We start from the raw sequence: 26,329 nt of genomic DNA on the forward strand, positions 1-26,329 counted from the left end.
TCTTTGCTCTTTCTTAAAATTAATCTTTACTATACTTAATGGCCGATTCAAAGAATAAAATATATATCTTATTTTACCTGCTGGCAGCCCTTTTCCTGATCGCTTACATTATTAGTGTGGAGATGGATGCGAATAATTATGGAGGTTGGTTACTAATGTTATTTTTTACCAGTATTGCGATAGCTTTTAGGGGGAATAAAGTTTTAAGAGGGTTATCATACACCGTTGTTATTCTTGCGGTGGTAAGTCTTGCAATGTATTATCCTAAAAATTTTGTAAGTATCGGCAATTTTAAGCTATCGGGGCTCATCGTTCCTTTACTTCAGATTATAATGTTTGGAATGGGCACGGAGTTAAGCCTTAAAGATTTTGCCACGGTACTCCGGATGCCCAAGAAGATCTTGATCGGCGTAGGTTGTCACTATACAATCATGCCGTTGATAGCATTTGCTATTACAAGCCTGTTTCATTTTCCCAGTGAGATTGCAGCCGGGATAATTCTGGTAGGTTGCTGTCCTAGTGGTTTGGCTTCTAACGTAATGTCATACCTGGCAAGGGCTAACCTGGCGCTATCTGTGTCCATAACAACTATATCCACTTTACTGGCTCCCTTTCTAACTCCTTTTCTGATGGGTGTATTTGCGGGAGACTTTGTGGAAGTTCATTTTTGGGAAATGGTATGGGACATTACTAAAATCGTGATTATTCCAGTGGTGGGAGGGCTTGTATTCAATCATTTGCTTCATGGAAAGATAAAGTGGTTGGATAAAGCGATGCCGATTGTATCAATGGCGGGAATTGCCCTGATTCTTACGGTAATGACAGCAGCGGGGAGAGATAGCCTTTTGAAGGTTGGTGCGTTATTGATAGTAGCTACATTTATTCATAATGTAGCAGGATACTTTTTTGGATATTGGTCTGGACGCTTATTTAGATTCCAGGAGCGCGATTGTCGGGCGATTGCGCTCGAAGTGGGAATGCAAAATGCCGGCCTTGCTTCGGGGCTTGCATTAACTATGGGTAAGATGGCAACCGTAGGGGTGGCATCAGCCGTTTTCGGGCCTATGATGAATATTACTGGCTCATCGCTTTCCAGCTGGTGGTACAATCGTTTACCGGAAGAAGACCTGACTGAAGAAGAAAAAGAAAAAAGAACCAGTCTTGAAGTCTTATAATTTTTGATCATCATTAAACAGTAAAACAACAATAAACAGTAAAATATGTTTCGGTTAAAATTAATTTTCATGATTTTTATGTTGTCTTCATTTTATGAAGCAACTAAGGCTCAGCAAATAAGCAAAGAAGAACTTATTTTTTTAACGCCTGAATGGAAAGGAGAAAGGTTTCCGGATGGCCGGCCCAAAGTACCTGACGATATTCTCAAGCGTATGAAGAACGTGAGCCAGGAAGAAGCATGGGCAGTTATGAAAAACGCAGGTTATGGATACCAGGTGGCAGAAGGCTGGCAACAAATTAACCCCGATAGTGTATTAGTGGGTAGGGCCGTTACCGCTACTTTTATGCCTGGACGTCCTGATGTATGGGGAGCGATAGATGCACGTGGAAAAAAACAGGGCAAGCGAGGTCAAAATTCCTGGCCGGTTGATTTATTGGTAAAGGGCGATGTATATGTGGCAGATCAGTTTGATGCTCACAAAAATGGTCCAACTATTGGCGACAACGTCGGTAATGCCATTTACGCTAAGACCGGAAATGGTATCGTATATAATGGCGCATTAAGGGATATTGAAGGCTTAAAAGAAATAGGCGGTTTTACTTCCTATTATTCCAGCTATGACCCCTCTTATCATAATCCACCAGGCGATCTAAATACAATGATTGTGGGTATCAACCAACCTACACGGATTCGCCAGGTAACTGTGATGCCGGGAGATATCGTTTTAGGAAAACAAGGTATCGTAAGCTTTATTCCGCCTCAACTGGCGGAAAAGGTTGTAAAGACTTCAGAAATTGTTCGATTAAGGGATGCTTTCGGCCACCTCCGTTTAAGAGAAGGTAAATACAGCGCCGGACAGATAGATGCCCGCTGGACAGATGATATCGAAAAAGATTTTTCCAAATGGCTCAATGATCACATTAATGAACTTCCAATACCGAAAGAACAAATACAGGAAATTCTAAAAGAAAGAACCTGGTAAAAAATCTAACAAAATACATACAAAAGAAGTAAGATGACAAGTTCAAAAAGCTCCAGGAGATCATTCCTGACTAAATCAGCTTTAGCCGCTGCAATGTTGCCCCTGGCACCAATAGCTTTTGGTGAAGGTTATAAAAAAGCTGTCAATCGGGTTCCAAAGCTTTCTGCACCATCCAATTTAAGGATAACTGATGTTAAGTGTGCTTATTCCGGCGGTGGACTTTTCGTAAAAATTTATACGAACCAGGGAATTTGGGGTTCGGGGGAAGGAGTTGATGCTGTCTCCGGAACTTATTTTGTGGTTAAACAAATCGGTCAAAGACTAAAAGGTCAAAATCCATTAAACCCAAATCGCATCGCAGAACAGTTGCGTAAAGCAAACTTTTTTGGAGGTGCTCAATCCGGAATGTATGTTGCTGTACTCAGTGCAATAGAGGCCGCATTATGGGATTTGACAGGTAAAGCGCTTGGATTGCCGGTTTACCAGCTATTAGGAGGCAAATTCAGGGATAAATGCCGGGTTTATTGCGATACCGAACTATATACAGTAAATCGTCCGGTCCCCAGTGACTATGCTAAGGCTGCTTCCGATGCCGTTAAGAGAGGCTACACTGCTGTTAAATTTGACATCGACCAGGCTAACGATCCTAATAAATATGATCATTTTAATTGGACAGCCAGCAATGCGGAATTAGAACGTATGTATGACGCTATAGCCGCGGTAAGAAAAGCAATAGGCCCTCATGCAGATATTTGTGTAGATATGCACGGCCGTTATGATGCTACAACAGGAAGGAAGGTAGCAAAAATGATGGAGCCGTTAAATTTAATGTGGTTGGAAGAACCGGTACCTGCTGATAATCTCGAGGTATATAAAACAATTGCACAAGAATCCAGTACGCCTATATGCGCGGGTGAAAATATCTATCTCGCTTATGGATATACCAGGCTCTTGTCTGAAGCGGGTGTAGATATAGTCATGCCTGATCTTCAAAAATGTGGGGGATTGGGCGAAGGACAACGTATTGCGAATCTTGCTAACCTTTATTATGTTCCCTTCTCCCCACATATGGTTGGGTCATTTTTAGGAGCAATGGCAACTGCTCATGTTTGTGCGAGCGTACCAAACTTTCAAGTAATGGAATGGCAGACCTTAAGTGATACTGAACCCAGGTGGAAGGAAATAGTAACCTATGATAAGCCATTTATTGAGAATGGTTTTTTAACCGTTTCCGATAAACCTGGTATTGGGGTGGAAATCAATGAGGAAGGATTAAAAAAATATGCTACCCCGGGTGTACCTTTCTTTGCTTAATTACCAGCTTATATTTTTTAATATCAATGTTGCAATTTTTCATCTTTTAATAAAAACGAAATGAAATTATTTAAAACGGCCCGTGGTATCATTATTGAAAATAAAGACCAGTATTTTTTATTGGAGGGCGAGGATTGGGACAGTTATGTAAATGACGATAATTTGTACTTAAAGTTAGAAAATGCCACGAAAAATCTTGTTGCGGTATCGGAAGGAAGAGAAATCCTCCAAACGGAAATGAAGGCACCTATACAGGGCCAGGAAATATGGGCATGTGGGGTTACTTATCTGAGAAGTAAGGTAGGCAGGCAGGAGGAATCTAAAAATGCTGGTGGAAGTGACTTTTATGCTCGTGTATATGAGGCTGACAGACCTGAAATTTTTTTTAAAGGTACCGCGTACCGAACTGTTGACCCCGGAGGAAAGGTAAGCATCCGAAAAGATTCATCCTGGGATGTGCCGGAACCAGAATTAACATTGATGATTACGACCTCAGGTAAAATAGTTGGCTATACAATAGGCAATGACATGAGTTCGAGAAGTATTGAGGGAGAAAATCCAATGTATCTTCCTCAGGCTAAAATTTATGACGGAAGTGCTGCCCTTGGGCCTTGTATTTATGTGCCGGAGCAACCACTTTCAAAAGATACAATTATCCAGATGCAAATCCTCAGAGATGAAAACGTCGCCTTTGAAGGAAAAATAGCGATAGACCAGATTAAACGCAAGTTTGAAGATCTCGTATCGTATTTGTATCGTGAATTATCGTTCCCTCATGGCTGCCTGTTAATGACGGGTACCGGGATTGTACCTTCCAGCGACTTTACCCTCAAAAAGGATGATGAGATTCACATCACTATTGAACCCATCGGGACCCTCATTAACACAGTTAAGTAAGATATATAACTCACAAAAAAAAATCTGATTGGTGAAAGTATTAAACGGGCGATAACATTAAAATAAATCAATTAAAATGAAAGAAATTATTAAAAAAATTGCAGAAAAAAATAAAGAACTCGAAAGTCAGGAGGTCTTAAGAAATCAAACTGAGATGGAGAATCCTTCCACAGCCACCGATAGAAGGAACTTTTTGAGGAAAACGGCAATCGGAGGTATAACATTAGCCGGGATGATGGGGCTAAACATTGGGGACACTATTGCTCGCACTACATCAAAAGTTTCAAGGGCATCCGCTCCATCCGATTTAAAGATAACCGATTTACGCTATGCATTGACTACCGTTCTCGGCGGTACAGCGATAATTCGAATCGATACAAACCAGGGTATTTATGGTCTCGGAGAAGTAAGGGATGGGGCGGATCCGCGTTACGCCTTAATGCTAAAGAGCCGTATCTTAGGATTAAATCCTTGCAATGTGGAGATGATTTTTAAGATTATCAAACAATTTGGGGGGCCGGCAAGGCAGGCTGGAGGAGTTTGTGGAGTAGAGATGGCATTATGGGATTTATGTGGCAAGGCATATAATGTGCCTGCGTGGCAATTACTTGGTGGCAGGTATCGCGATAAAATAAGATTGTATGCAGATACTCCGGAATCTAATTCACCTGAGGAACAGCTCAAACTGGTAAAATTCCGGATTGAGGAACAGGGATACACCTGGCTTAAGATGGATGTGGGGATCAATGAAATTGCAAAAATTCCGGGGACTCTCGTTAATCAGAAATTCTGGCAGAACAATGGTAATCTCAATCAATGGAGCGGCGATTATATGTCTCTCGCAAATGCGAGACATCCGTTTACGCAAATACAAATTACTGATAAAGGCTTGGACGAGATGGCCAAACTGGTAGATCACGTGCGGGGCATGGTAGGTTATGACATACCTCTTTCATCCGATCATTATGGTCATTTTGATTTAAATAACGGAATACGTTTAGGAAAGGCCCTGGAAAAATACAGGCTGGCCTGGATGGAAGATATTGTTCCATGGGATTATCCGGAGCAATGGAAAACAATAACGGAAGCCCTGGAAACGCCTACCATTACCGGCGAAGATATTTATCTTTTGAAAGATTTTAGACCATTGATAGATATTCATGCAACCGATATAGTCCATCCTGACCTGGCGAGTTCAGGAGGCTTGTTAGAAACGAAAAGGATCGGAGACTATGCCGAAGAACACGGAATAGCGATGGCAATGCACCAGGCCGGAACCCCGGTCTCATTTATGGCAAATGTACATTGTGCTGCTGCTACCCAAAACTTTTTAGCATTGGAACACCATTCAATTGATCTGCCCTGGTGGGAAGGGTTGGTTAAAACAACTGATGGAAGGCAGTTGATAACAAAAGGGTTTGCCAACCTTCCCCTTACAGCGCCGGGTTTAGGAATTGAGCTTAATGAAGAGGAAGTCAAAAAACATTTAAGTCCAAAAGATAAAACCTTTTTTGCTCCTACTACAGAATGGGATAAAAGAATGTCTCACGATAGAATCTTTAGTTAGGGAAAAGGAAACCTGATGAAAAGATATTCTTGTTTCCATAATTTCTATAGAATAAAAATCTCAACTTTTTGCCCGTTTACTGGAAGAGTTAGGAAGCTGGCAATTATAATTCGCTCGGTCAAGCTTGGCGGAAGGCCGCGTTCATTTTTATTGATGAATCAACGGCTCATTGATAAATAATGGTTACAAATAACCAGCAAAAACGGACAAATTAAAAAGACAGAAAATAGTAAAATCCATAACGATGAAACGAATTTTAATTATCGCCATTTTTTTATCATCTAACATTTTTACGAATGCTCAGGAAATAGGGGCTTCTGCAGACTATGTGAAAGAACTAACCTCTGGTTGGGAAGGGGAGCGCTTTAATGATGGAAGGCCTAAAGTATCCGATGTAACTCTTGAGAGATTAAAAAACTGTACTCTTGAGCAAATATGGGGATACCTGATGAGGAAGGGGTATCACAACCAGGTGGCAAAAGATTGGATCATTCTTAAACCAGGTGAAACGATGGTGGGAAGAGTTGTTACGGCTCAGTTCATGCCCTCACGACCTGATTTGGACAGCATAGTAAAAGTGCATGGAAAGTTGGAAGGCAGATCTCAGAAAGGCGGAATTAATATTTGGCCAATTGATATTTTAACGAAAGGCGATGTTTATGTTGCCGACGGTTATGGCAAAATCAAGGACGGGACGCTGATAGGATCAAGTCTGGGAAATGCCATTTATGGTAAAACCGGCAGGGGAGTTATTTTTTATGGTTCTGTCAGGGATATGCAGGAATTAAAAGATACAAAAGGATTTAATGCCTGGGTAAAGGGCCACGATCCATCATATATTAAAGATATGACGCCTACAGCGATTAATTCACCTATCAGGATTGGAGAGGTTACAGTGTTTCCCGGCGATGTGGTTTTTGCCAATGAATATGGGGTTGCTTTTGTACCCGCCTTCCTTATTGATGGGCTGGTCTCAGCTTCTGAAATGACTGCTTTACGCGATGAATTCGAGAGGGTTCTTCTTCAGCAGGGAAAATATCCCTCAGGACAAATTCATGGCGAGTGGTCGGATACGATTAAAAACGAATTCAGAGCATGGATTGCGAAGTATCCTAAGAAACTTACCGTTACTTCCAACGAGATAGAGGATTATCTTTCGAAAGAAGGACGTTAAAAAATTCTTTTAAGCCGGCAATGCTAAGTGGCCGGATAAAGTGATAAAAATCTACTGAAAATTCTTAAGTCATTGTTTGCCATGCAGGAAGGATTGAAATCCTAAAAAGTAATCAGCATCGGGAAATATTTTTTTTAAAAAAGACTTTTTAAACTCCCCCAGACATGCATAAGCAAGACTCTTATGCTAATAACGTATTGTAACTTTCAACCGATTAATGCCTGTGTCGAGATTAGAGTATTTAGAGATTAGCGTATTTATTTGATTGCTATGTCGATCGTAAGTATTCCTTTTTTGAACGCATACCAGGATGAAAATTCAATTCGCAACAGCTTACCGGAAGGCAGTGTAAAAATAATTAAAGGCGTTGCCGCTCGGGGATAAAATAAAAAAAATGATTATTTCCTGCTTTACTTTACTTATAGGAATGAACGAGAACTCTTAGAAATAAACTGTATTGCTATTATAGCCGGGTAGCGTTTAAAAACAAAACCAGCAATGTTCGCTGCACTGCTGGAGAAGGCTAAAAAGGTCGTTGAAAACAAATATTATAACCAAAAATCAAAATCATGATTTTAGCTGTAGGTAGCCAAAATAAAAGGGATACCAAATCTTTAAAACCCAAAGCATGGATGATTATGAAACTAACAATTGTATTATTGTTGTTTTTTACTTTCAAGGTCAATGCCAAAAGCGACGCCCAGAAGATTACAATTATCAAAGAGAATGTCCGCTTAACGGAGGTCTTTAAGATGATTGAGCGCCAAACCGGCTATTTATTTTTCTATGATAAAGCTTTAATAAACAACAGAGCTCCTGTTGATGTTTCAATTAAAGATGCCACCCTTACCCAGGCCTTATCAATCTGTCTCAATGGTCAGCATCTCACGTATTCTATCGTAAGGAACACTGTTGTAATTCAACCTGCAAAGGAGCCTTTCCAACCCGTGCAAACCACTCTTATCGAGGCTCCGCCTCCCATAGAAGTGCACGGTAACGTCCAGGATGAAAATGGTAATCCGCTTCCAGGCGCAAGTGTTACCATAAAGGGTAGCCGTACGGGAGTTACTACAGATGCCGGCGGAAACTTTACAATTAGTGTCCCCACTACAGCCACTATTCTGGTATTTTCCTATACAGGCTACGATAAACAGGAAATCCAGGTGGGCACACGACAAAACCTGAATGTCAAATTAAACAGGATTGATAATTCACTGAATGAGGTAGTAGTTACTGCCCTGGGTGTTAAAAAATTAAAGCGCGGATTGGTGTATGCAGCCGCAGAAGTGAAAGGTTCTGAATTTACAGAAGCCAGGGAAAATAATGTAGCCAGTGCTCTTACAGGCAAAATTGCCGGAGTAGATGCAACACAGATTGCTTCAGGTCCCGGCGGTTCAAGTCGTGTAGTTATTCGTGGAGTGGGCGCCATTAATCCAAATGCTAATAATCAACCGCTGTATGTGGTAAATGGCTCGCCAATTTATAATGGAAATGGCGGTGCCTCTGCAAGCAGCACCGGATTCAATTATGATGTTGGTGATGGAATTTCAAGTATTAATCCGGATGATATTGAGTCGATAACCGTTTTAAAAAGCGGCGCTGCTGCTGCTTTGTATGGGAGCCAGGCAGCTAACGGCGTTATCCTTATTACCACTAAGTCAGGAAGAGCTCAGAAAGGAATTGGTGTAAGTTATAATACAAACCTGATGATTGGAACGCCGGCTACTTATCCTAACTATCAATATGAGTATGGCTCAGGGAACGATGGAGTGAAACCAGCTACACAGGCCGCTGCGCTTAGTGCAGGCCGGTTATCTTATGGAGCAAAAATAGATGGATCATCCGTAATACAGTTTGATGGAGTAATGCGTCCATATAAGGCTGTGCACGTGAAAGATAATATCAATAATTTCTATCAGCCTTCAAGTGATTTTACTAACACAATTGCCTTCTTTGGAGGAACCAGAGCGCTTAATTTCAGGTTTTCTTTATCGGATTTAAATTCAAAAGCCCAAACCCCTAACTCGACTTTTGATAGAAAAACTTCTAACCTGAGCCTTGTTTCTAATTTAGGTAAAAATGATTTTATAACTATTGAGGGCAACGCTCAATATAATTATGAAAAAGGCCACAACAGACCTAATGTCGGCTATGCAGAATTAAACCCAAGCTGGGCAACCTATTTGTTAGGAAATACAGTAGATATAAGGTCCTTAAAGCCCGGATACGATAAAGAAACCGGAAAAGAAATTGAATGGAATCCGGTGCCGGCCGCACCAAATCCGTGGTTTGTGGTTAATAAAACAGGAAATGATGATAAGAGAAACCGGTTCATTGGTTCAGGAAGCGTGCAGATCAATTTTACTAAGGATTTGTTTATTAAAGGAACAGTAGCAAAAGATTTTATCTTCACTGACAGGTACAATTATGTGCCTATAGGATCTGCATTTACTCCCAAAGGATATTATAATTCTTACCAGTCCCAAAATGATGTCACGACTTTACGCGCTACCATAAATTATAGTACATCCTTTTTGAAAAATTTTGATGTGAGCGCTTTTGTAGGGGCCAACAGGGAACGCAACAATGCGATCTTTGGACAAATTACCGGCAGGGAATTTATTTTGCCGGATTTTATCAGCTATACAAATCTCTCTACCCTGGATGCGCCTTCCCGCGCAGAAACTCATTTTGGCACTAATTCATTATTTGCTTCGGCAGATATTGATTTTAAAAAAATAATTTATTTGTCTGTCACTGGCCGGCAGGACTGGTTTTCAACGTTAAATCCTGGAAATAACGGAATTTTTTATCCTTCAGTAGGCGCAAGCGCTATTCTGTCGGATGCTTTTTCTCTTCCTAAATCCATCAGCTTTCTAAAAATCAGGGGCTCATGGGCACAGGTAGGAAATGCCACCGTTGACCCTTATGCTATTAATCAAACGTATTCATTAACTACCGGGGGATTTAATGGAGTTCCGGTATTAAATGCGCCTAACAGACTTCCCAATCCATCGCTAAGACCATTGACAGTGACAACTTCAGAGGGTGGCTTTGAATTGAGATTGTTTCAAAATCGCCTGGGAATTGATGCCACTTATTATAACAGGCTAACAACAAACAACATACTTCGTCCTGATATTTCCAATGCTTCCGGATATTTGGCTGGTGACCAGAATGTCGGAACATTGAGAAATCACGGGATAGAAATTTTATTAACCGGCACTCCTATCGTCCGGCAAAACTTTAGGTGGAATGTAAGTTATAACATGGCATGGAACCGGAATGATATCATTAGCCTGGCCCCGGGCCTTACCACACTCACCATCGGAAGCGGTATTTCAGGCGGAGTTACCATTGTTTCCCAGGTGGGATTACCTTATGGTACCATGCAGGGATTGGTTTTCCTGAAAGATGCAAAAGGTGTACAGGTGTACAATAAAACGAGTGGTTATGAAGCCAGTGTTAGAGCTAACCTTGGCGTTGCCAATCCTCCATACCTGATGGGGTTGACAAACGATTTTCATTATAAAAAATTTTCATTGAACATTTTGTTGGATGCCAAATTTGGCGCAGTGGGATATAGTAATCTGTGGCAATATGCATCCCGGTTTGGGCTCACAAAAGAAACTTTGCCAGGCCGTGAAGGCGGGTTACAACTTACAGGCGTTGATCAGGATGGAAACCCTTTCAGCAAATTATGGCCGGTAGAACAGTTGGATACCTACTATAACAACAGAGGAAATAATTATTCAGGCAGTGTAAATGTGTTCAAAACAGATTTTGTAAAATTGAGAAGTTTGATTTTAAGTTATGATTTGCCCGTACAAAAAATAAAATTTGTTCCTCTGCAATCCGCATCTATAAGCCTTGTTGCGCGTAACCTGGCCATTATCTACCGGGACAAAAGAGTAAAAGATGCCGGCCTTGATCCTGAATTTGAACAAACAGTTAGCAATATTACTGGTACTTCAGGTACTGGCGAGCCAAGAACCCGCAACATAGGATTAAACTTAAATATTATATTCTAAAGATATTAAACGACTTATCATGAAAGTAAAATTTTTAAAGTTATTACTGTTTTCAGTCAGCATAATTCTTATTTCCTCTTGTAATAAAGCAAGCCTTACAGATTTAAATAAAAATCCGAACGCTACTGAAACGGCAGTGCCCGACTACTTATTTACGGGTGCAATTTTGGCAACCCCTGCTTTTAATTATTCAGTCCTGGCTGAAGGAATGCAATATTTTTCAACTTACAAAGAAGTACCTGCCGTAGGAGACAAGTTCTATAGCTTTAATGGAACAGTGGCGCCATTTGACAGTTTTTACGTTTCAAAATTGAACAGGCTAAGTCAGTTGGAAGCGCTTCTGCAGGGGCCCGATGATGTGAACAAAAATGCTTTAGTGCAAATTTTGAAAGTATATGAGTTTCATCAATTGACAGATGTAGCCGGCGATATACCTTATTCAGAGGCATTAAAAGGCAAAGGGAATCTACAGCCTAAGTACGATACGCAAAAAGACATCTATACAGATATGCTGAATAAGCTGGATGCTGCTGCAAGCGCTTTGGATCCTTCGAAGCCTTCATTTGGGAACGCAGACCTGTTTTACAAGGGAGATGTAGCGAGGTGGAAAAAATTCGCATATACGCTGATGCTCAGGTTAGCAATGCGCTTAACCAACGTAGATCCTGACATGTCAAAGACATGGGTTCAAAAAGCAATAGCTGGCGGACTAATTTCTTCTGATGCAGATATCGCGAAGATATCTTATGCAAATGTTGCCGGCGCTCAAAACCCCCAGGTTCGCGCTATGCTGGATGGCAACTATATCAGTCCCGGTGGAGATAATGTAGAAGGAGGAAAATACGCTGCAACATTTATAGATTATCTAAAAAGCACAAAAGATCCCCGTTTAGGAGTAATTTCAGTTGTTTGGGTGCCAACTTCAACAGGTTATACCGCAGATAATTCATTTAATATCCAGCGCGGAATGGTGAGTGGAAGCCTCAACACTAAACCCACCGATTTCGATACGTATTCTGAACCGTCACCGTTAATAATAAATGTAGCTGCTCCCATTATCATATTGGGTCCTTCAGAAGCTTATTTATTATTAGCAGAAGCGGCTTTGAGGGGTTGGACCAGCAGCCTGACTGCCGAACAAGCTTATGACAAAGGCGTGGAAGCCGGAATGACGCAATGGGCATTATATCCTACTGCTGGTAATATTTCAGGTGTCATTACTGAAAACCAGATTAATGAGTATAAATCGCTAAATCCTTACAATTCCGCCGGTACTTTTGAGCAGCAATTAGAACAAATTTCGACACAAAAATGGGTGTCTTTGTTTGGAAACGATTATGAAGTTTATTCAAACTGGCGGAGAACCGGCTATCCGGTGCTAACTCCCGTTAATTATCCGGGAAACGTGACCGGAGGCAAAATGTTCCGCCGGTTTTCTATACCTGAATCAGAAAATTTAACTAATCATGATAATTATGTTGAAGCGCTGCAACGACAAGGTTTTGCAGAATTGAACGGAGATAATTTATTGACGAGGGTATGGTGGGATAAGTAAGTTTCAGGAGGGAAACAGATGGATTAGCCAAATCAGGCCCTTTTATAAAAAAAGTGGAATAATGCGCAGTAAAGGCATATTTAACACTAAAATGTATTTTGACATACAAGGTAAGGTAGGCAGGGAAAAGAAAACGAAAAAATTAAAATGGTGAAACGCTCTCTCTTGGCAAATAATAGGTTATGAAACGCAGAGAATTAATTAAAAATTTAAGTTTTGTTCCATTAGCAGGGGTTACAGGGAGCGGATTCCCATCTCTATTGGCAGCAAACCATAGTATGAAAATGCCATTGGAGAAATACGCTAAAGAAAAAGGAAGAGAAAGTATTTATGAATCGCTTGGTGTTAGGCCGGTGATAAATGGACGCGGCACTATTACCATCATAGGAGGATGTAGAATGTTACCAGAAGTAGAACAAGCCATGCGTGAAGCAACGCGTGAGTATGTAGAAATCGATGAATTAATGGATGCTGTAGGTCAGCGTATAGGTCAACTTACCGGTGCAGAATCAGCAATCGTAACTACTGGTGCCACCGGCGCATTAATTATGGCAACTACCGGAATTTTGACTGGTGGTAATCCGGACAGACTTTGGCAGCTTCCTGATCTTTCCGGAATGAAAAATGAGGTGATTATTCCTAAATATTCCTGGACCGCCTATGAATCCGCGATAAGGGGAACAGGAGTGAAGATGGTCACCGTAGAAAGCCGGGCTCAACTTGAATCTGCTTTAGGACCTCAAACGGCTATGATACTTGTATTAGCGGGTTCAAATTCTATGAATGGCCCGCTTTCAACGAAAGAAATATCGTCAGTAGTTAAGCCAATCGGAGTTCCAATACTCGTAGATGCCGCTGCGGAAGGGCTTCCTTTACCTAATCCCCATATAAGCCATGGTGCTGACTTAGTAGCATATAGCGGAGGAAAATATTTAGGCGGGCCACAATGCGCAGGCTTGTTAATTGGCAGAAAAAATTTGATCAAGGCTGCATGGGTAACAAGTTCTCCTCATCATGGATATGGCCGTGGATATAAAGTCGGACGCGAAGAAATTCTCGGGATGTTGGCCGCAGTGGAAACGTGGAGAAAACGGGATCATTATGAAGAAACTAAAATTTGGACAGCGAGACTGAATTATATCGCTAATCGGCTGAAGTCGGTCCGGGGAGTTACATCAGAAATTCATCAGCCACCGCCCGAACAGCTTTCGAATCCGAGTCCCTCGTTACGCGTAACATGGAACACTTCAATAATAGACCTCACAGGATATGATGTTGAGCATATTCTTTGGGACAGCAATCCCAGAGTGGCAGTCAGTGGAATGGGCAGTTTCTTGCCATTTCCTCCCAACTTGAATCCAAACATTGAAATCAATTCTTCACAATTAAATGATGGAGAAGAAAAGATAATTGCTGACAGGGTTTTTGAAGTGTTTTCACATCCGCCGGTAATACCTAAGCTAAGCGGTAAACCTTCGTTCAATATTGATGGAGAGTGGGATTTGGAGATGAAGTTTGCTGCGGAAATTGATCACCAAAAATTTGTTTTTAAACAAAATAATAATGAACTGAAAGGTACTCACTTTGCAAGTTATGGCGATCGGGAGTTATCGGGAACATTATATGGGAAGAGTATTTTTATACAGAGCTCTTACACACTTAATGGTTCCCGGCTAAATTTTTCGTTTAGTGGAAATGTTAATGATAATGGTAATATGGGAGGCCGTGTTAGCCTAAGTGAATATGGCCTGGCAGATTGGAAAGCAACCCGGCATGTTTATTCACCAAGGGATAGCTATCGTGGATAAGCTTGATACCAGGCGCGGAACAGGTTCGCCTAAAGACTGGAGGAATCAAAAAATAAGTAAAGAGATCGTGAGAGACTTGAAAGCATTAATTTAAGTGAATTATTGGGAATGATTAGAAATAAACAATAATTTACAGAACCATTTTAAAGCATCCGGAAATAAAAATGAGCAATTGGACATTTTGTGTTTTTAAAAATTACATTATTGTTAAGTCACCTTTAAGAAACTGCCAAATCAATTTCTTTTGTGCAAAACCTAAATCAATCTTCTCTGCATTTTGTTTGGCTTTATTTTTATTTCCTTTCCAATTCACTTTGAGTGCGCAAAATACATCGAACGACGAGTTGTATCAATCCTCTGAATTTACATTACCCAACAGCTTTACGCATGGCGTGGAAGGGCCGGCTGTAGATAAATCAGGAAATGTGTATGCCGTTAATTTTGATCACCAGGGTACAATTGGAAAAGTGACGCCTTCCGGAGAAGCAAGCATTTTTATTGAACTGCCGGAGGGAAGCATAGGAAATGGAATCCGCTTTGATTCGAAGGGTGATATGCTTATTGCTGATTACAAAATGCATAATGTGCTTAAGGTGGACATGATGACGAAAAATATAAGTGTTTACATGCATGAGCCGCGAATGACGCAGCCAAATGATTTGGCAATAGACAGTAAAGACAGGGTGTATGCAAGCGATCCCAATTTCAAAGAAAATTCGGGACGCATTTGGAGGGTAAATAAAAACAGGATGGCCCTATTATTAGATAGTATTGACGGAACAGCAAATGGCATCGAACTAAGCCCTGATGAAAACATACTGTATGTGGGTGCGGGCCGAAAAATATTCCGGTATTCTTTATCAAAAAAAGGACAGGTCAAAAACAAGAAATTATTAATTGAATTTCCCGATTATAGTACAGACGGTATGCGTTGTGATGCAGAAGGCAACTTGTATGTGGCCCGAATCGGGAAAGGAGTTATCGCAAAAATTTCACCATCGGGAAAGCTATTGAGGGAAATTCAACTGACTGGTAAAAAGCCCACTAATGTGGCCTTCGGCGGAGAAGGAGGGCGAACAGTGTATGTAACTTTAATGGACAGGGGTAACCTGGAAAGTTTTCGCGCTGAAAGCCCGGGCAAGGAATGGAAAACGAAAAATTAAAATAGTAGAACTATAAAAGTATCAAACTATAAATTATGAAACGCAGAGATCTCATCAAAGGCCTGTCGCTTCTTCCGTTAGGAGGAACTCTATTGGGAAATGCTATTCCGCTGCAATCAATAGCGGGTACGTCTAAACCTGCAGGCAAGGGACGTAACCTGGTGAAAGAATTAGGAATACGAACCTTTATTAATGCTGCAGGCACTTACACCACAATGAGCGCATCCCTGATGCATGAAGAAGTAATGGACGCTATTGATCAGAGCGCCAAAGAATTCTGTATGCTAAACGAAGTGCAGGATAAAGTAGGAGAAAAAATCGCTCAAATGGTACACGCTGAAGCCGCGATGGTAACAGCGGGTGCATTTTCAGCCTTAACACTGGGAATGGCCGGTATTTTGACGGGAACTGATGCTGAGAAAATCAAAAGATTGCCTCACCGGTTACAGGAAGCGGGGATGAAATCTGAAGTGCTTTTGCAGAAAGGCCATTTTGATGGCTATGAACAGGCCCTGCACAACACAGGTGTGACAATAATTCCAGTAGAAACTGCTGAAGATGTGGCCAGGGCAGTAAATGAAAAAACCGCATCGATGCATTTTTTGAATTGCAATGCCCTTGAAGGAAAGATCATGCACGATGAATGGTTGGAATTGGCCAAAAAATACAATCTGCCTGCTACAATAGACATAGCAGCAGATGTGCCGCCGGTTTCTAATTTATGGAAATACAACGATTTGGGTTTTAGTTTCGTGGCGTTGTCAGGTGGAAAAGCCATTCGCGGCCCGCAAAGCACGGGCGTTCTTATGGGAAAAAAAGAAATCATCGCCGGCGCCCGTCTGAATGATTCACCTAACGGCGTTACAATCGGAAGAGGAATGAAGGTAAACAAAGAAGAAATGCTGGGCATGTACGCGGCTTTGGATAAATACATTAATGAAGATCATGACAAAGAATGGAAGATGTGGGAAGATAATATTGGTTACATCAATGATGCTGTAAAGAAAGTAAAAGGAGTTACTACCGAAATAACAGTGCCGCCAATCGCTAACCACACACCAAAGCTCACGATTACCTGGGACAAAAACATTGTGCATCTGGATCAGAAGCAGTTAGGTGAAAAATTGCGCAATGGCGATCCTTCTATTGAAGTGATTTCATGGGGCGAACCGGATAACAATATAAGTCTTACTGTTTTCATGCTAAAGAAAGGAGAGCATAAGATAGTGGCCAAAAGAATTCAACAGGAACTTCTACAAGCTTCAGCTTAACGGTTTCATTAAACTGTTCTAAAAAAAATGCTCATTTAACGTAAATGCTATGATAAAATTTTGCTTCTTAATTTTTGCGTATTTATTGTTTCCAAATGCCGGTAAAACCAATGCCCAGGTATACAGTATTGTGATAAAGGGTGGTCACGTAATTGATCCAAAAAACAATATCGATGGCGTTATGGATGTTGCTATTAAAGATGGCAAAATTGAACTGCTCGCTAAAAATATAAATGCTAAAGATGCAAAACAGGTTATCAACGCCAAAGATTTGCTGGTTACTCCCGGACTGATTGATATCCATACTCACGATTTTCACGGCAACCATGCCGATCAATATTTAATGGATGCACCCAGCGCCATATCTCCTGATGGTTTCACGTTTCGGACAGGCGTTACCACCGTTGTGGATGCAGGAAGCTCAGGCTGGCGAACTTTTCCGCTTTTTAAAGAGCAAACCATTGACCGTTCGGAAACACGGGTGCTTGCTTTTCTAAATATTGTAGGAGCAGGAATGAGAGGAGGCGCCTATGAGCAGAATATTGAAGACATGAGTCCTGATATGGCCGCCTATGTAGCCAACCAGTATAAAGATTATATTGTAGGCTTTAAAGTAGCACATTTTGAACCGGCAAACTGGATAGCTGTGGATAGCGCCGTAAAAGCCGGTAAATTAACTGATAAACCAGTGATGGTCGATTTTGGCGGAGACGACAGCCATCCTCCCTTGTCAATTAAAGAATTATTTTTTGATCACCTTCGGCCGGGCGATATTTATACCCATGTGTTTACCGAGTTAAAAAGAAGAGACCCGGTTATAGATGAAAGCACGGGAAAGTTAAAGCCTTTTGTGTTGGAAGCGCAGCAAAAAGGAATATTTTTCGATGTGGGTTTTGGCGGAGCGAGCTTTGACTTCAGGCAGGCCATTCCTGCGCTCAAAGCCGGATTTTATCCAAATTCCATCAGCACTGATTTCCATTCCGGAAGCATGAACGCGTCGATGAAAGACATGTTAAACCTCATGTCGATGTTTTTGGCGATGGGAATGGATTTGAAAGAGGTGGTTGCCGCCAGCACATGGCATCCGGCTGTGGAAATAAAGCGTGAAGAGCTAGGAAATCTTTCTGTGGGCGCCGTGGCTGACATTGCTGTTTTAAATCTCCGCAAAGGCAAATTCGGGTTTTGGGATAGAAACGGTTATAAAATAAAAGGAGATCAAAGGTTTGAATGTGCGGTGACGATCCGGGCCGGCAATATTGTGTACGATTTAAATGGCATAGCCGAACCACAGGTAATTAAAAATTCTGAATAAGCTCAAGTTTTATCCAATTCTGATGTAATCATGAGACGTAATAATATGAGAATAGGGCGCATGAAATTTTGTATTTACTTACTGCTGATAGCATGTTCTTTTCATTGCAAAAAGTCCAATTCCCCGGCCGGCGACCCAGATAACGGCGGACTTATCTTGCCGGAAGGTTTTGAAGCCGTGGTGGTGGTAGATAGCCTGAAAGGGGCAGCAAGGCATCTCGCCGTAAATTCAAACGGAGATATTTATGTTAAGCTGAGGTTTCCTAATGAGAAAGGCGGCAATGCCGCATTAAGGGACCTTGATAATGATGGAAAGGCAGATAGCATCGCTTATTTTGATGAGTATTTGGATAAAAGCAGCTATGGTACAGAAATGAGAATTCACAATGGCTATCTTTATTTCAGTTCGGTTACCCGGGTATTCAGGCAGAAATTAACCCCGGGAAAACTGATACCCACAAGTGAAATAGAATTGATGCTTACCGATACACAGCCTCCCCGCCAGCACGATACCAAACCGATCGCTTTTGACAAGAAAGGCAATATGTACATTCCCTTTGGTGCGCCATCAGATTGCTGTCAGTTGCAGGATAGAACACCCTTTTCACCGGGAATGGATCCGTGCCCCATCCTTGAATTAAGAGGAGGGATCTGGCGTTTTGATGCCAATAAGCCCAACCAATTTCAAAAGGATGGCCAAAAGTTTGCCACCGGGCTTCGGAGCATTGTGGCGCTTGAGTGGAATAACCAGTCGGATAATTTATATTCCGTGATGCATGGACGAGATTACCTGCACGCCCAATGGCCCAAATATTTTTCGGAATGGGACGGAGCAGTGCTCCCTTCTGAAGAATTTCTTTTGTTGAAAGAGGGAGCAAATGCAGGCTGGCCTTATTATTATTACAATCATTTAAAAGGAAAGCTTTTTCTGAATCCCGAATATGGCGGCGACGGGAAAAATGAAGGAAAAGGCTCAGAATATACACAGCCTATTGTAGGATTCCCGGGTCATTTTGCACCTAATGATTTATTATTTTATACCGGTGATCAGTTTCCTGGGCGCTATAAAAATGGCGCCTTCATAGCGTTTCACGGTTCTACCAGCAGCGCGCCCTATCCCCAGAGTGGATATTTTATCGGATTTGTACCCATGAAAGATGGGTTGCCTTCCGGCCCGTGGGAAGTATTTGCCAACGGATTTGCCGGCGTGGATACGGTCCATAATACAAGCGATGCGGAGTACAGGCCAATGGGCCTTTCTATGGGCCCGGATGGTTCGCTCTATATCTCCGATTCGGAAAAAGGGAAAATCTGGCGGGTTTTGTATAAAGGCGATAAAAAGAAGTTTGGTGACGCACAGCTGGCAAAAATGGACAAGCTAAAAAAGGAAGCGCCCAATATTAAAACGCCGGATGAAATTGCAGATAACCTGGACAAAGACAATGTAAACAAGGCCGGAAGATTATACAATACGTACTGTGCCATTTGCCATCAGCGCGATGGAATGGGCAACGACCGTTTCCCGCCTTTGAGCGGATCAGAATGGGTGGTTGGCAATAAAATGGTTCCCATAGGTATTGTTTTGAACGGCCTCGAAGGCGAATATTATGTGAAAGGAAAAACCTACAACAACAAAATGCCCAGCCTGAATCTTTTGCCGGATGAAACAATAGCAGAGATAGTAACATACATCAGGCAAAATTTTAATAATAACGCAAGCGCTGTGTCGCCGGAAGATGTGGCAAAAGCGCGCAAGCTGATGACAAAAAAGTAAGATGGTATTGCTATTCTTTCAAAAAGGTTGAGAATAAAAATGAGGATGGTCAAATTATTTATAATGATGGTGATAACTAATTCCTTTTGTTTCCAATCGTATGCACAGTATTCTGCGGCCGATTTGCAAAGGCTGTTGACCATTCCTATGCAATACACCGTCTTCAAAACTTCAGAAAAAATAATGATTGATGGAAAAGGCGACGAGAAGGCCTGGGCACAAGCTCGGTGGACGCCGGTTTTTTCTGATATTTCCACTGGCCACGCGCCGGATGAAAAACACCAGACCAAATGTAAAATGCTTTGGGACGATAATTTTTTATATGTCTATGCAGATATTACCGAGCATGATTTGTGGGCATCCATTACCAAAACCGATAGCCCCGTGTTCCAGGATAATGCTTTGGAAATGTTTATTGCGCCAGACGGCGGAACTTACAACTATGTGGAATTTCAGATAAACGCCTTTGGAACTACATGGGACTTGTTTTTACCACGGCCATACAGGAACGGCGGTGCCGGATTAACCAGTTGGGATATCAATGGATTGCAAAAAGCAGTGCATCTGAGCGGAACTATAAATAATCCTTCAGACAAAGACAAGGGTTGGAGTATAGAATTAGCCGTACCTTTCAGGTCGGTCATGATGAATGGAAGTAAGAATCCATCAAATGGCACAATTTGGCGTATGAACTTTTCAAGGGTGCAATGGCAGCTTGATACATCGGATGGAAAATATTACCGCAAAAAGAATGAGCAGGGAAGAGTAGTTAGCGAACGATATGATGTATGGTCGCCGCAGGGAATTATAAACCTGCATATGCCCGAACGATGGGGTTATGTATTGTTTTCAGATTCGGTTTCCAACAAAAAAGTTCTATCGGCTGCGGATGAAAAATTGAAACTGCAGGCGTGGAAATATTATTATCTGCAGCAACAATTTTTGAGAGAAAATGGCAAGTATGCCTCCCGTCTCAAACAATTGGATAAGTTATTTAGAAAAGAATCCGGAACAAAAAAACAAAAACGAGGTGTCAGGATGTATGCTGATGAAAAGCAATTTTTACTGGAAATATTTTTACCATTTTCAAAACAAATGATGATTTTAGATGATGAAGGCGAAGTTCATTTTAATAAAAAATAATGACTCCTTATGGTATAGTAAACGAACCTTCCTGTCCGGTAGGCAGGCAAAGAGCAAAGATTTTTATTTTATGGTAAACCAATAAATAACCTAAATTTTTATTTTTAAAATTCAACTTTTTGTAAACCTAAAAAATCAATGTATGCAAACACAAAGAAGATCAGCTATTAAAAAATTATTAGCTTCCATAACCGCCGTAGCAGGCTTTGGGCTTGCCGCAAAAGCAAAGTCAATCACCGCTGAAGAAAAAGAAGTCGGAGATATTACCAACTTCCAGGACGTGCCATTATTTTCCAGTTTTACCCGTCATGGCGATCTAATCTATATTTCAGGAGTAGGAGCACATGTAGCGCCATTTGAAATAAAAGCTCATACAGAAATTGTACTGCAGGGAATGGAAAACGTCTTAAAAAAAGCAGGCTCATCTATGGAAAAAGTGCTGAAGGTTTCTGTGTTTTTAAATGATATACAGGATTACCAGGGCATGAACGAGGTATTTAAAGGCCGCTTCGGCAAAAAGCCCCCTGTTCGAACCACGGTAGCCGTAGCAAAAGGCGGTGTTCCCGGCGATTCCCTGGTTGAGATGGATTGTATTGCCTATATCTGATTTTCTTTTTAAAACCATCATTAAAAGCGAAAAATGAAACGCAGAGACCTCATCAAAGCTGTGTCATTGATTCCTTTTTCAGGAGGTATCTTTAGCTCAAAATCTTCTTTTGCAAAAAATCCGCTGCCTAAGCAGGATCTTTTCAAAGAATTAGGTGTGCGAACCTTTATCAATGCGAGAGGTACCATCACTTTTATGTCAGGCTCGCTGATGCACGATTACGTTCTGGATGCAATCAACAGTACCTCAAAGGATTTTTGCATGCTGGAAGAATTGCAGGATAAGGTGGGTGAAAAAATCGCGTCGATGACGCATGCAGAAGCAGCAATGGTTACGTCCGGCGCTTTTTCCGCTTTGTCTCTTGGTATGGCCGGCATCCTTACCGGCCTGGATCCGAAAAAGGCGCAACAGCTTCCCCATCTTTCCGGCACAGGAATGAAATCTGAAGTAATTATTCAAAAAAAACACCAGATACATTACAACCAGGCATTAACCAATTGTGGTGTAAAACTGGTATGGGTAGAAACGCCTGACGATGTAGATCGCGCAGTGAATGAAAATACCGCGTCCATGCATTTTCTCGGAAGTGGCGCTGTGGAAGGAACTATCATGCATGAAGAATGGCTGGCATTGGCAAGAAAACACAATCTGCCTGCCTCAATAGATATGGCTGCGAATGTTCCTCCGGTTTCTAACCTTTGGGCTTTTAATGACATGGGATTTAGCTATGTAGCCCTTTCTGGTGGCAAGGCTATCCGCGGGCCTCAAAGTGCAGGTGTATTGATGGGCAAAAAAGATATAATTGCAGCAGCGCGGTTAAGTGCTTCGCCGAATGCCGCCACTATTGGCCGCGGCATGAAGGTGAATAAGGAAGAGATTATCGGCATGTATGTAGCCATTGACAGGTATTTGAAGCAGGATCATGATAAGGAATGGAAAGATTGGGAAAACCGTGTGGCTACTATTGCAAAAGCTGCCGAATCAGTGAACGGAGTTACCACAAAATCGTATGTTCCTCCTATTGCAGATCACACGCCGACGCTCGATATTTTGTGGGATACTGATAAAATTCATCTCACAGGAGCTGGCTTACTGGAAGCATTACGAAACGGGAATCCTTCTATTGAAGCCTACGGTGGAGGAAAAAATTCTATTACAGTCTCTCCCTGGATGATGAGGCCTGAACAGGTTAAAATTGTGGCAGGGCGAATTAAGGAGGAATTAAAAAAAGCTTCCGTGTAAGATGGAGGCACAAGGGAAGAAGCGCAAGGCAGAAAGCCGAAAGCAGAAAGCCGAAGGCAGAAGGCAGAAGGCATTTGGCTTTAAGCATTTGGCTTTAAGCATTTAGCCTTAAGCATTTCGCCTTAAGCACAATAATCAATAATCAATTATCAATTTCAACAATCAATTATGAAACGTAGAGAAGTTATCAAGGGCCTGGGCTTGTTACCGCTGTCAGGCGCTATGATGGGTAATTTGTTAACCGCAGAAAAGGCATGGTCGGCGCCAAAAAGCAAAAAAGTCAAACGGGATTTATTTGATGAATTAGGCGTTACCAGGGTCATCAATGCGGGCGTTACCATGACTTTTTTGTCTGGTTCGCTGATGATGCCCGAAGTAATGGAAGCCATCAATTCTACCAGTCATGATTTTGCCAATATGTATGAGCTGCAGGATAAAGTAGGTGCAAAAATGGCCGAAATGTTACAGGTGGAAGCAGCGATGGTTACTTCCGGTGCGGCCTGCGCGCTTTTGTTAGGAACCGCGGCCTGTATTACGGGCAAAGATGCAGAAAAAATCAAAATAATTCCGAATTGGCCAGGCGCCAGGCCGGAAGTGATTATGCAAAAAAGCCACCGTTATCTTTTTGACCAGGCTATCACCACCTGCGGAGCAAAAATTATTGAGATAGAAGGCCCCGATGAAATGGAAAAAGCTTTTAATAATAATACAGTGATGGCGCTATTCTTTAATGCGGCGGGCAATTCAAGCGTTTCGCGCGAAGATTTTGTAGCCTTATGCAAAAAGCACAACATTCCTTCATTTATTGACGCGGCGGCTGATGTGCCTCCTGTAGAAAACCTGTTTAAGTACCAGAAAATGGGGTTTGATATGGTAACTTTTTCCGGCGGTAAAATGATAAGAGGGCCGCAAAGCGCGGGATTATTATTTGGCAGAAAGGATTTGATTGAAGCGGCAAAATTAAACCATAGTCCTCATGAGGCGCCGATAGGAAGGCCGATGAAGGTGAACAAGGAAGAAATTTTTGGTATGTATGCTGCGCTCAAATCTTACCTGGAACGCGACCATAAGAAAGAATGGAATGACTGGCTTAGCCGCATCGAAAGGATTAGGAAAAAAGCAGAGCAGGTGAAAAGTGTGAAAGGGGAAACGAATGTGAATCCCGGCCCCGCAAATGCTTTTCCTTCTTTATACCTTACCTGGGACCAGGAGGTAGTGAAGATGACCGCCAATGATGTGCAATCCGCTCTTCAAAAAGGTACGCCCAGCATTGTGGCAAATGTGGGCAATAAAGATGGAAACAAAGTGCTGAATGTAGGTGTGGTTTTATTAAGGCCCGACCAGGTAGAGGTGGTTGCCAACAGGGTTAAAGAAATCCTTCAACAGGCTATTTAGAACACAACAATAACAAACAATATCTTAATCGTAAAACTAAAACAGATTATGAAAAAAACATTACTGCTTTTAATGGTACTCGGCGCTTTTACATTTCAAAGGTCATTTTCTCAAAACTATAGTATCGTTATCAAAGGTGGACATGTGATTGATCCTAAAAATAACATTGACGAGGTAATGGATGTGGCGATTGACAGTGGGAAAATTAAAATGGTGGCTAAAAATATCAATCCTGCAAGTGCCCTGCAGGTAGTGAATGCCGAAGGGATGTATGTTACCCCAGGTTTGATAGATATCCATACTCATGATTTTTGGGGGACTGAGCCTAACCACCAGTACGAAAATGGAAACCTGGCTATTCAGCCCGATGGCTTTACCTTCCGCAATGGCGTCACGACAGTGGTAGATGCCGGAAGCTCAGGCTGGCGCACATTTCCAACTTTCAAAGAACAGACCATTGACGTATCACAAACTAGAGTGCTTGCTTTTTTAAACATAGTAGGCGAGGGTATGCGTGGCGGATATGAGCAGAACGAAAATGATATGGATCCCAAAATGTCTGCCCTGGTGGCGCGGCAGTATAAAAATTATATCGTGGGCTTTAAACTGGCGCATTATGAAGGGTACGACTGGGCACCAACTGACAGGGCGGTGCTTGCCGGAAACCTTGCAGGTGGCATTCCCGTAATGGTTGACTTTGGAGGAAGTAACCCTCCTCTGCCTATTGAAGAATTGTTTTTGAATCATCTTCGCCCCGGAGATATTTTTACGCATTGTTTCGCCCAGTTAAACAGCCGTGAGTTTATAGTGGATACTACTACCAATAAGGTAAAACCGTTTGTGTGGGAAGCGCGCAAAAAAGGAATCATTTTCGATGTCGGATATGGCGGCATCAGCTTTGCTTATTCACAGGCCATTCCGGCAATTAAGGACGGGTTTTATCCTAATTCCATCAGTACCGATCTACATGTGGGAAGCATGAATGCGGCCATGAAAGGCATGCTTACCACGATGTCTAAATTTCTGGCTATGGGTGAGGACCTGAAATCGGTAATCACCCAAAGCACCTGGAATCCTGCTAAAGAAATTAATCGTGAAGAGCTCGGGAATTTGTCTGTTGGCTCAGGTGCAGATGTAGCCATTCTTACTTTGAGGGATGGAAAATTTGGCTTGTTTGATTACACCGGCCGTAAGTTGGAGACAGATAAGAAGCTGGAGTGCCAGATGACCATAAGAGATGGAAGAATCGTATATGATCTGAATGGTATTGCCAATCCTATTGTCGCTCCCCGCAGAAATTTTCCTGTAAACGTTAATCCCAGCAATAATTTCACCGAATGGTTCAATACTATCCCTTCAGGCAATGGGTTAAATTTAATACCGAACAAGAGCATTAATCAGGAAGAATTTTTCAAACAGTATCGTAAAAATAATCAATGGTGGGATGAGGCATTCACCTTTTTAAAAACCAAAGATTTGGCTCAGTTAAAACCCGGTGTGTATGTTATTGATTCAGGCAATGTAATCGCAACCGTATCCCAGGGGCCTACCAAAAAGAAAGAAGACGTAAAGTGGGAAGCCCATCGGAATTTTAATGATATTCAATACATCATAAAAGGAAAAGCATTAATGGGAGTAGCGCCCAGCGCGGACATCCGGGGAAATGTTATTGTTCCTTATACTAATACCACCGACAACATGAACTTTACCAATGAAGGCGGCGAATATTTTGAAGCGGATCCTTCCACCTTTTTTATTTTCTCTCCCCAGGAAATGCACCGTCCAGCCATTAAAGTGCCGGGAAGTGATGTGGTGAAAAAAATTGTGATTAAAGTGAGGGTTCCATAAATTTTTTGGATGAGTTAGTAAAATATTTTAGAGAATAAAAATTGGGACTATTTATTTGTTTACTGTCAAA

18 protein-coding genes are annotated in these 26,329 nt (G+C 41.8%); all 18 read left to right on the forward strand.

The genetic code is table 11. From position 1 onward, the window contains the following. The first annotated feature begins 38 nt into the window (after positions 1-38). The 18 genes from EFY79_RS06130 (at position 39) to EFY79_RS06215 (ending at position 26,259) form a co-directional block, all read left to right on the forward strand. Positions 39-1,175 (forward strand): bile acid:sodium symporter family protein, encoded by a 1,137-nt coding sequence (locus EFY79_RS06130; RefSeq protein WP_123119812.1) that lies wholly within the window; start codon positions 39-41, stop codon positions 1,173-1,175. 69 nt (positions 1,176-1,244) lie between these two features. Next, a complete protein-coding gene (locus EFY79_RS06135) occupies positions 1,245-2,159 on the forward strand; it encodes an RraA family protein (RefSeq protein ID WP_233577936.1) in 915 nt (304 codons plus the stop codon). A 33-nt stretch (positions 2,160-2,192) separates the two neighbouring features. After that, positions 2,193-3,473 carry a mandelate racemase/muconate lactonizing enzyme family protein gene (locus EFY79_RS06140; RefSeq protein ID WP_199727463.1) on the forward strand — a complete coding sequence of 427 codons (1,281 nt, stop codon included), beginning with the start codon at positions 2,193-2,195 and terminating at the stop codon, positions 3,471-3,473. A 60-nt stretch (positions 3,474-3,533) separates the two neighbouring features. Continuing rightward, positions 3,534-4,370 carry a fumarylacetoacetate hydrolase family protein gene (locus tag EFY79_RS06145; protein ID WP_123119814.1) on the forward strand — a complete coding sequence of 279 codons (837 nt, stop codon included), beginning with the start codon at positions 3,534-3,536 and terminating at the stop codon, positions 4,368-4,370. Between the two features lie 76 nt (positions 4,371-4,446). Next, entirely contained in the window at positions 4,447-5,937 is a 1,491-nt protein-coding gene (locus EFY79_RS06150) for a mandelate racemase/muconate lactonizing enzyme family protein (RefSeq protein WP_123119815.1), read from the forward strand. A gap of 244 nt (positions 5,938-6,181) precedes the next feature. Continuing rightward, the gene (locus tag EFY79_RS06155; RefSeq protein ID WP_123119816.1) at positions 6,182-7,111 is read left to right on the forward strand and encodes an RraA family protein; all 930 of its coding nucleotides are present in this window, start codon (positions 6,182-6,184) and stop codon (positions 7,109-7,111) included. 569 nt (positions 7,112-7,680) lie between these two features. After that, entirely contained in the window at positions 7,681-11,142 is a 3,462-nt protein-coding gene (locus tag EFY79_RS06160) for a SusC/RagA family TonB-linked outer membrane protein (RefSeq protein WP_123119817.1), read from the forward strand. Between the two features lie 19 nt (positions 11,143-11,161). Beyond that, entirely contained in the window at positions 11,162-12,697 is a 1,536-nt protein-coding gene (locus EFY79_RS06165; protein WP_123119818.1) for a SusD/RagB family nutrient-binding outer membrane lipoprotein, read from the forward strand. 182 nt (positions 12,698-12,879) lie between these two features. Continuing rightward, positions 12,880-14,505, forward strand: a complete 1,626-nt coding sequence (locus tag EFY79_RS06170) for an aminotransferase class V-fold PLP-dependent enzyme (protein WP_123119819.1) — start codon at positions 12,880-12,882, stop codon at positions 14,503-14,505. A gap of 314 nt (positions 14,506-14,819) precedes the next feature. After that, positions 14,820-15,668, forward strand: coding sequence for an SMP-30/gluconolactonase/LRE family protein (locus EFY79_RS06175; protein ID WP_233577937.1), 849 nt, complete (start codon positions 14,820-14,822; stop codon positions 15,666-15,668). Between the two features lie 35 nt (positions 15,669-15,703). Continuing rightward, positions 15,704-16,939, forward strand: coding sequence for a selenocysteine synthase (locus EFY79_RS06180; protein WP_199727464.1), 1,236 nt, complete (start codon positions 15,704-15,706; stop codon positions 16,937-16,939). 49 nt (positions 16,940-16,988) lie between these two features. Then, complete coding sequence (locus EFY79_RS06185; protein ID WP_123119822.1) at positions 16,989-18,251, forward strand: amidohydrolase/deacetylase family metallohydrolase; 1,263 nt, start codon at positions 16,989-16,991, stop codon at positions 18,249-18,251. A 30-nt stretch (positions 18,252-18,281) separates the two neighbouring features. Next, positions 18,282-20,024 carry a PQQ-dependent sugar dehydrogenase gene (locus tag EFY79_RS06190; RefSeq protein ID WP_233577938.1) on the forward strand — a complete coding sequence of 581 codons (1,743 nt, stop codon included), beginning with the start codon at positions 18,282-18,284 and terminating at the stop codon, positions 20,022-20,024. Positions 20,025-20,069: 45 nt separating this feature from the next. Next, positions 20,070-21,167 carry a carbohydrate-binding family 9-like protein gene (locus EFY79_RS06195; protein ID WP_158605162.1) on the forward strand — a complete coding sequence of 366 codons (1,098 nt, stop codon included), beginning with the start codon at positions 20,070-20,072 and terminating at the stop codon, positions 21,165-21,167. A 142-nt stretch (positions 21,168-21,309) separates the two neighbouring features. Beyond that, the gene (locus EFY79_RS06200; RefSeq protein ID WP_123119825.1) at positions 21,310-21,774 is read left to right on the forward strand and encodes a RidA family protein; all 465 of its coding nucleotides are present in this window, start codon (positions 21,310-21,312) and stop codon (positions 21,772-21,774) included. A 33-nt stretch (positions 21,775-21,807) separates the two neighbouring features. Further along, on the forward strand, positions 21,808-23,016 hold the full coding sequence (locus tag EFY79_RS06205) for a selenocysteine synthase (RefSeq protein WP_123119826.1): 1,209 nt from the start codon (positions 21,808-21,810) through the stop codon (positions 23,014-23,016). 168 nt (positions 23,017-23,184) lie between these two features. Next, positions 23,185-24,411 carry an aminotransferase class V-fold PLP-dependent enzyme gene (locus EFY79_RS06210; RefSeq protein ID WP_123119827.1) on the forward strand — a complete coding sequence of 409 codons (1,227 nt, stop codon included), beginning with the start codon at positions 23,185-23,187 and terminating at the stop codon, positions 24,409-24,411. Between the two features lie 48 nt (positions 24,412-24,459). After that, positions 24,460-26,259: an amidohydrolase/deacetylase family metallohydrolase gene (locus EFY79_RS06215; protein WP_158605163.1), complete on the forward strand. Its 1,800-nt coding sequence runs from the start codon at positions 24,460-24,462 to the stop codon at positions 26,257-26,259. The last annotated feature ends 70 nt before the right edge of the window (positions 26,260-26,329 follow it).

Origin of the sequence: Hanamia caeni (assembly GCF_003721595.1) — a bacterium.
Taxonomy (GTDB): domain Bacteria; phylum Bacteroidota; class Bacteroidia; order Chitinophagales; family Chitinophagaceae; genus Ginsengibacter; species Ginsengibacter caeni.

Coding starts and splice junctions, on each gene's coding strand:
- EFY79_RS06215 (WP_158605163.1), top strand. CDS start 24,460: ATGAAAAAAACATTACTGCTTTTAATGGTACTCGGCGCTTTTACATTT.
- EFY79_RS06205 (WP_123119826.1), top strand. CDS start 21,808: ATGAAACGCAGAGACCTCATCAAAGCTGTGTCATTGATTCCTTTTTCA.
- EFY79_RS06185 (WP_123119822.1), top strand. CDS start 16,989: ATGATAAAATTTTGCTTCTTAATTTTTGCGTATTTATTGTTTCCAAAT.
- EFY79_RS06190 (WP_233577938.1), top strand. CDS start 18,282: ATGAGACGTAATAATATGAGAATAGGGCGCATGAAATTTTGTATTTAC.
- EFY79_RS06160 (WP_123119817.1), top strand. CDS start 7,681: ATGATTTTAGCTGTAGGTAGCCAAAATAAAAGGGATACCAAATCTTTA.
- EFY79_RS06150 (WP_123119815.1), top strand. CDS start 4,447: ATGAAAGAAATTATTAAAAAAATTGCAGAAAAAAATAAAGAACTCGAA.
- EFY79_RS06170 (WP_123119819.1), top strand. CDS start 12,880: ATGAAACGCAGAGAATTAATTAAAAATTTAAGTTTTGTTCCATTAGCA.
- EFY79_RS06200 (WP_123119825.1), top strand. CDS start 21,310: ATGCAAACACAAAGAAGATCAGCTATTAAAAAATTATTAGCTTCCATA.
- EFY79_RS06195 (WP_158605162.1), top strand. CDS start 20,070: ATGGTCAAATTATTTATAATGATGGTGATAACTAATTCCTTTTGTTTC.
- EFY79_RS06165 (WP_123119818.1), top strand. CDS start 11,162: ATGAAAGTAAAATTTTTAAAGTTATTACTGTTTTCAGTCAGCATAATT.
- EFY79_RS06210 (WP_123119827.1), top strand. CDS start 23,185: ATGAAACGTAGAGAAGTTATCAAGGGCCTGGGCTTGTTACCGCTGTCA.
- EFY79_RS06180 (WP_199727464.1), top strand. CDS start 15,704: ATGAAACGCAGAGATCTCATCAAAGGCCTGTCGCTTCTTCCGTTAGGA.
- EFY79_RS06155 (WP_123119816.1), top strand. CDS start 6,182: ATGAAACGAATTTTAATTATCGCCATTTTTTTATCATCTAACATTTTT.
- EFY79_RS06130 (WP_123119812.1), top strand. CDS start 39: ATGGCCGATTCAAAGAATAAAATATATATCTTATTTTACCTGCTGGCA.
- EFY79_RS06145 (WP_123119814.1), top strand. CDS start 3,534: ATGAAATTATTTAAAACGGCCCGTGGTATCATTATTGAAAATAAAGAC.
- EFY79_RS06135 (WP_233577936.1), top strand. CDS start 1,245: ATGATTTTTATGTTGTCTTCATTTTATGAAGCAACTAAGGCTCAGCAA.
- EFY79_RS06140 (WP_199727463.1), top strand. CDS start 2,193: ATGACAAGTTCAAAAAGCTCCAGGAGATCATTCCTGACTAAATCAGCT.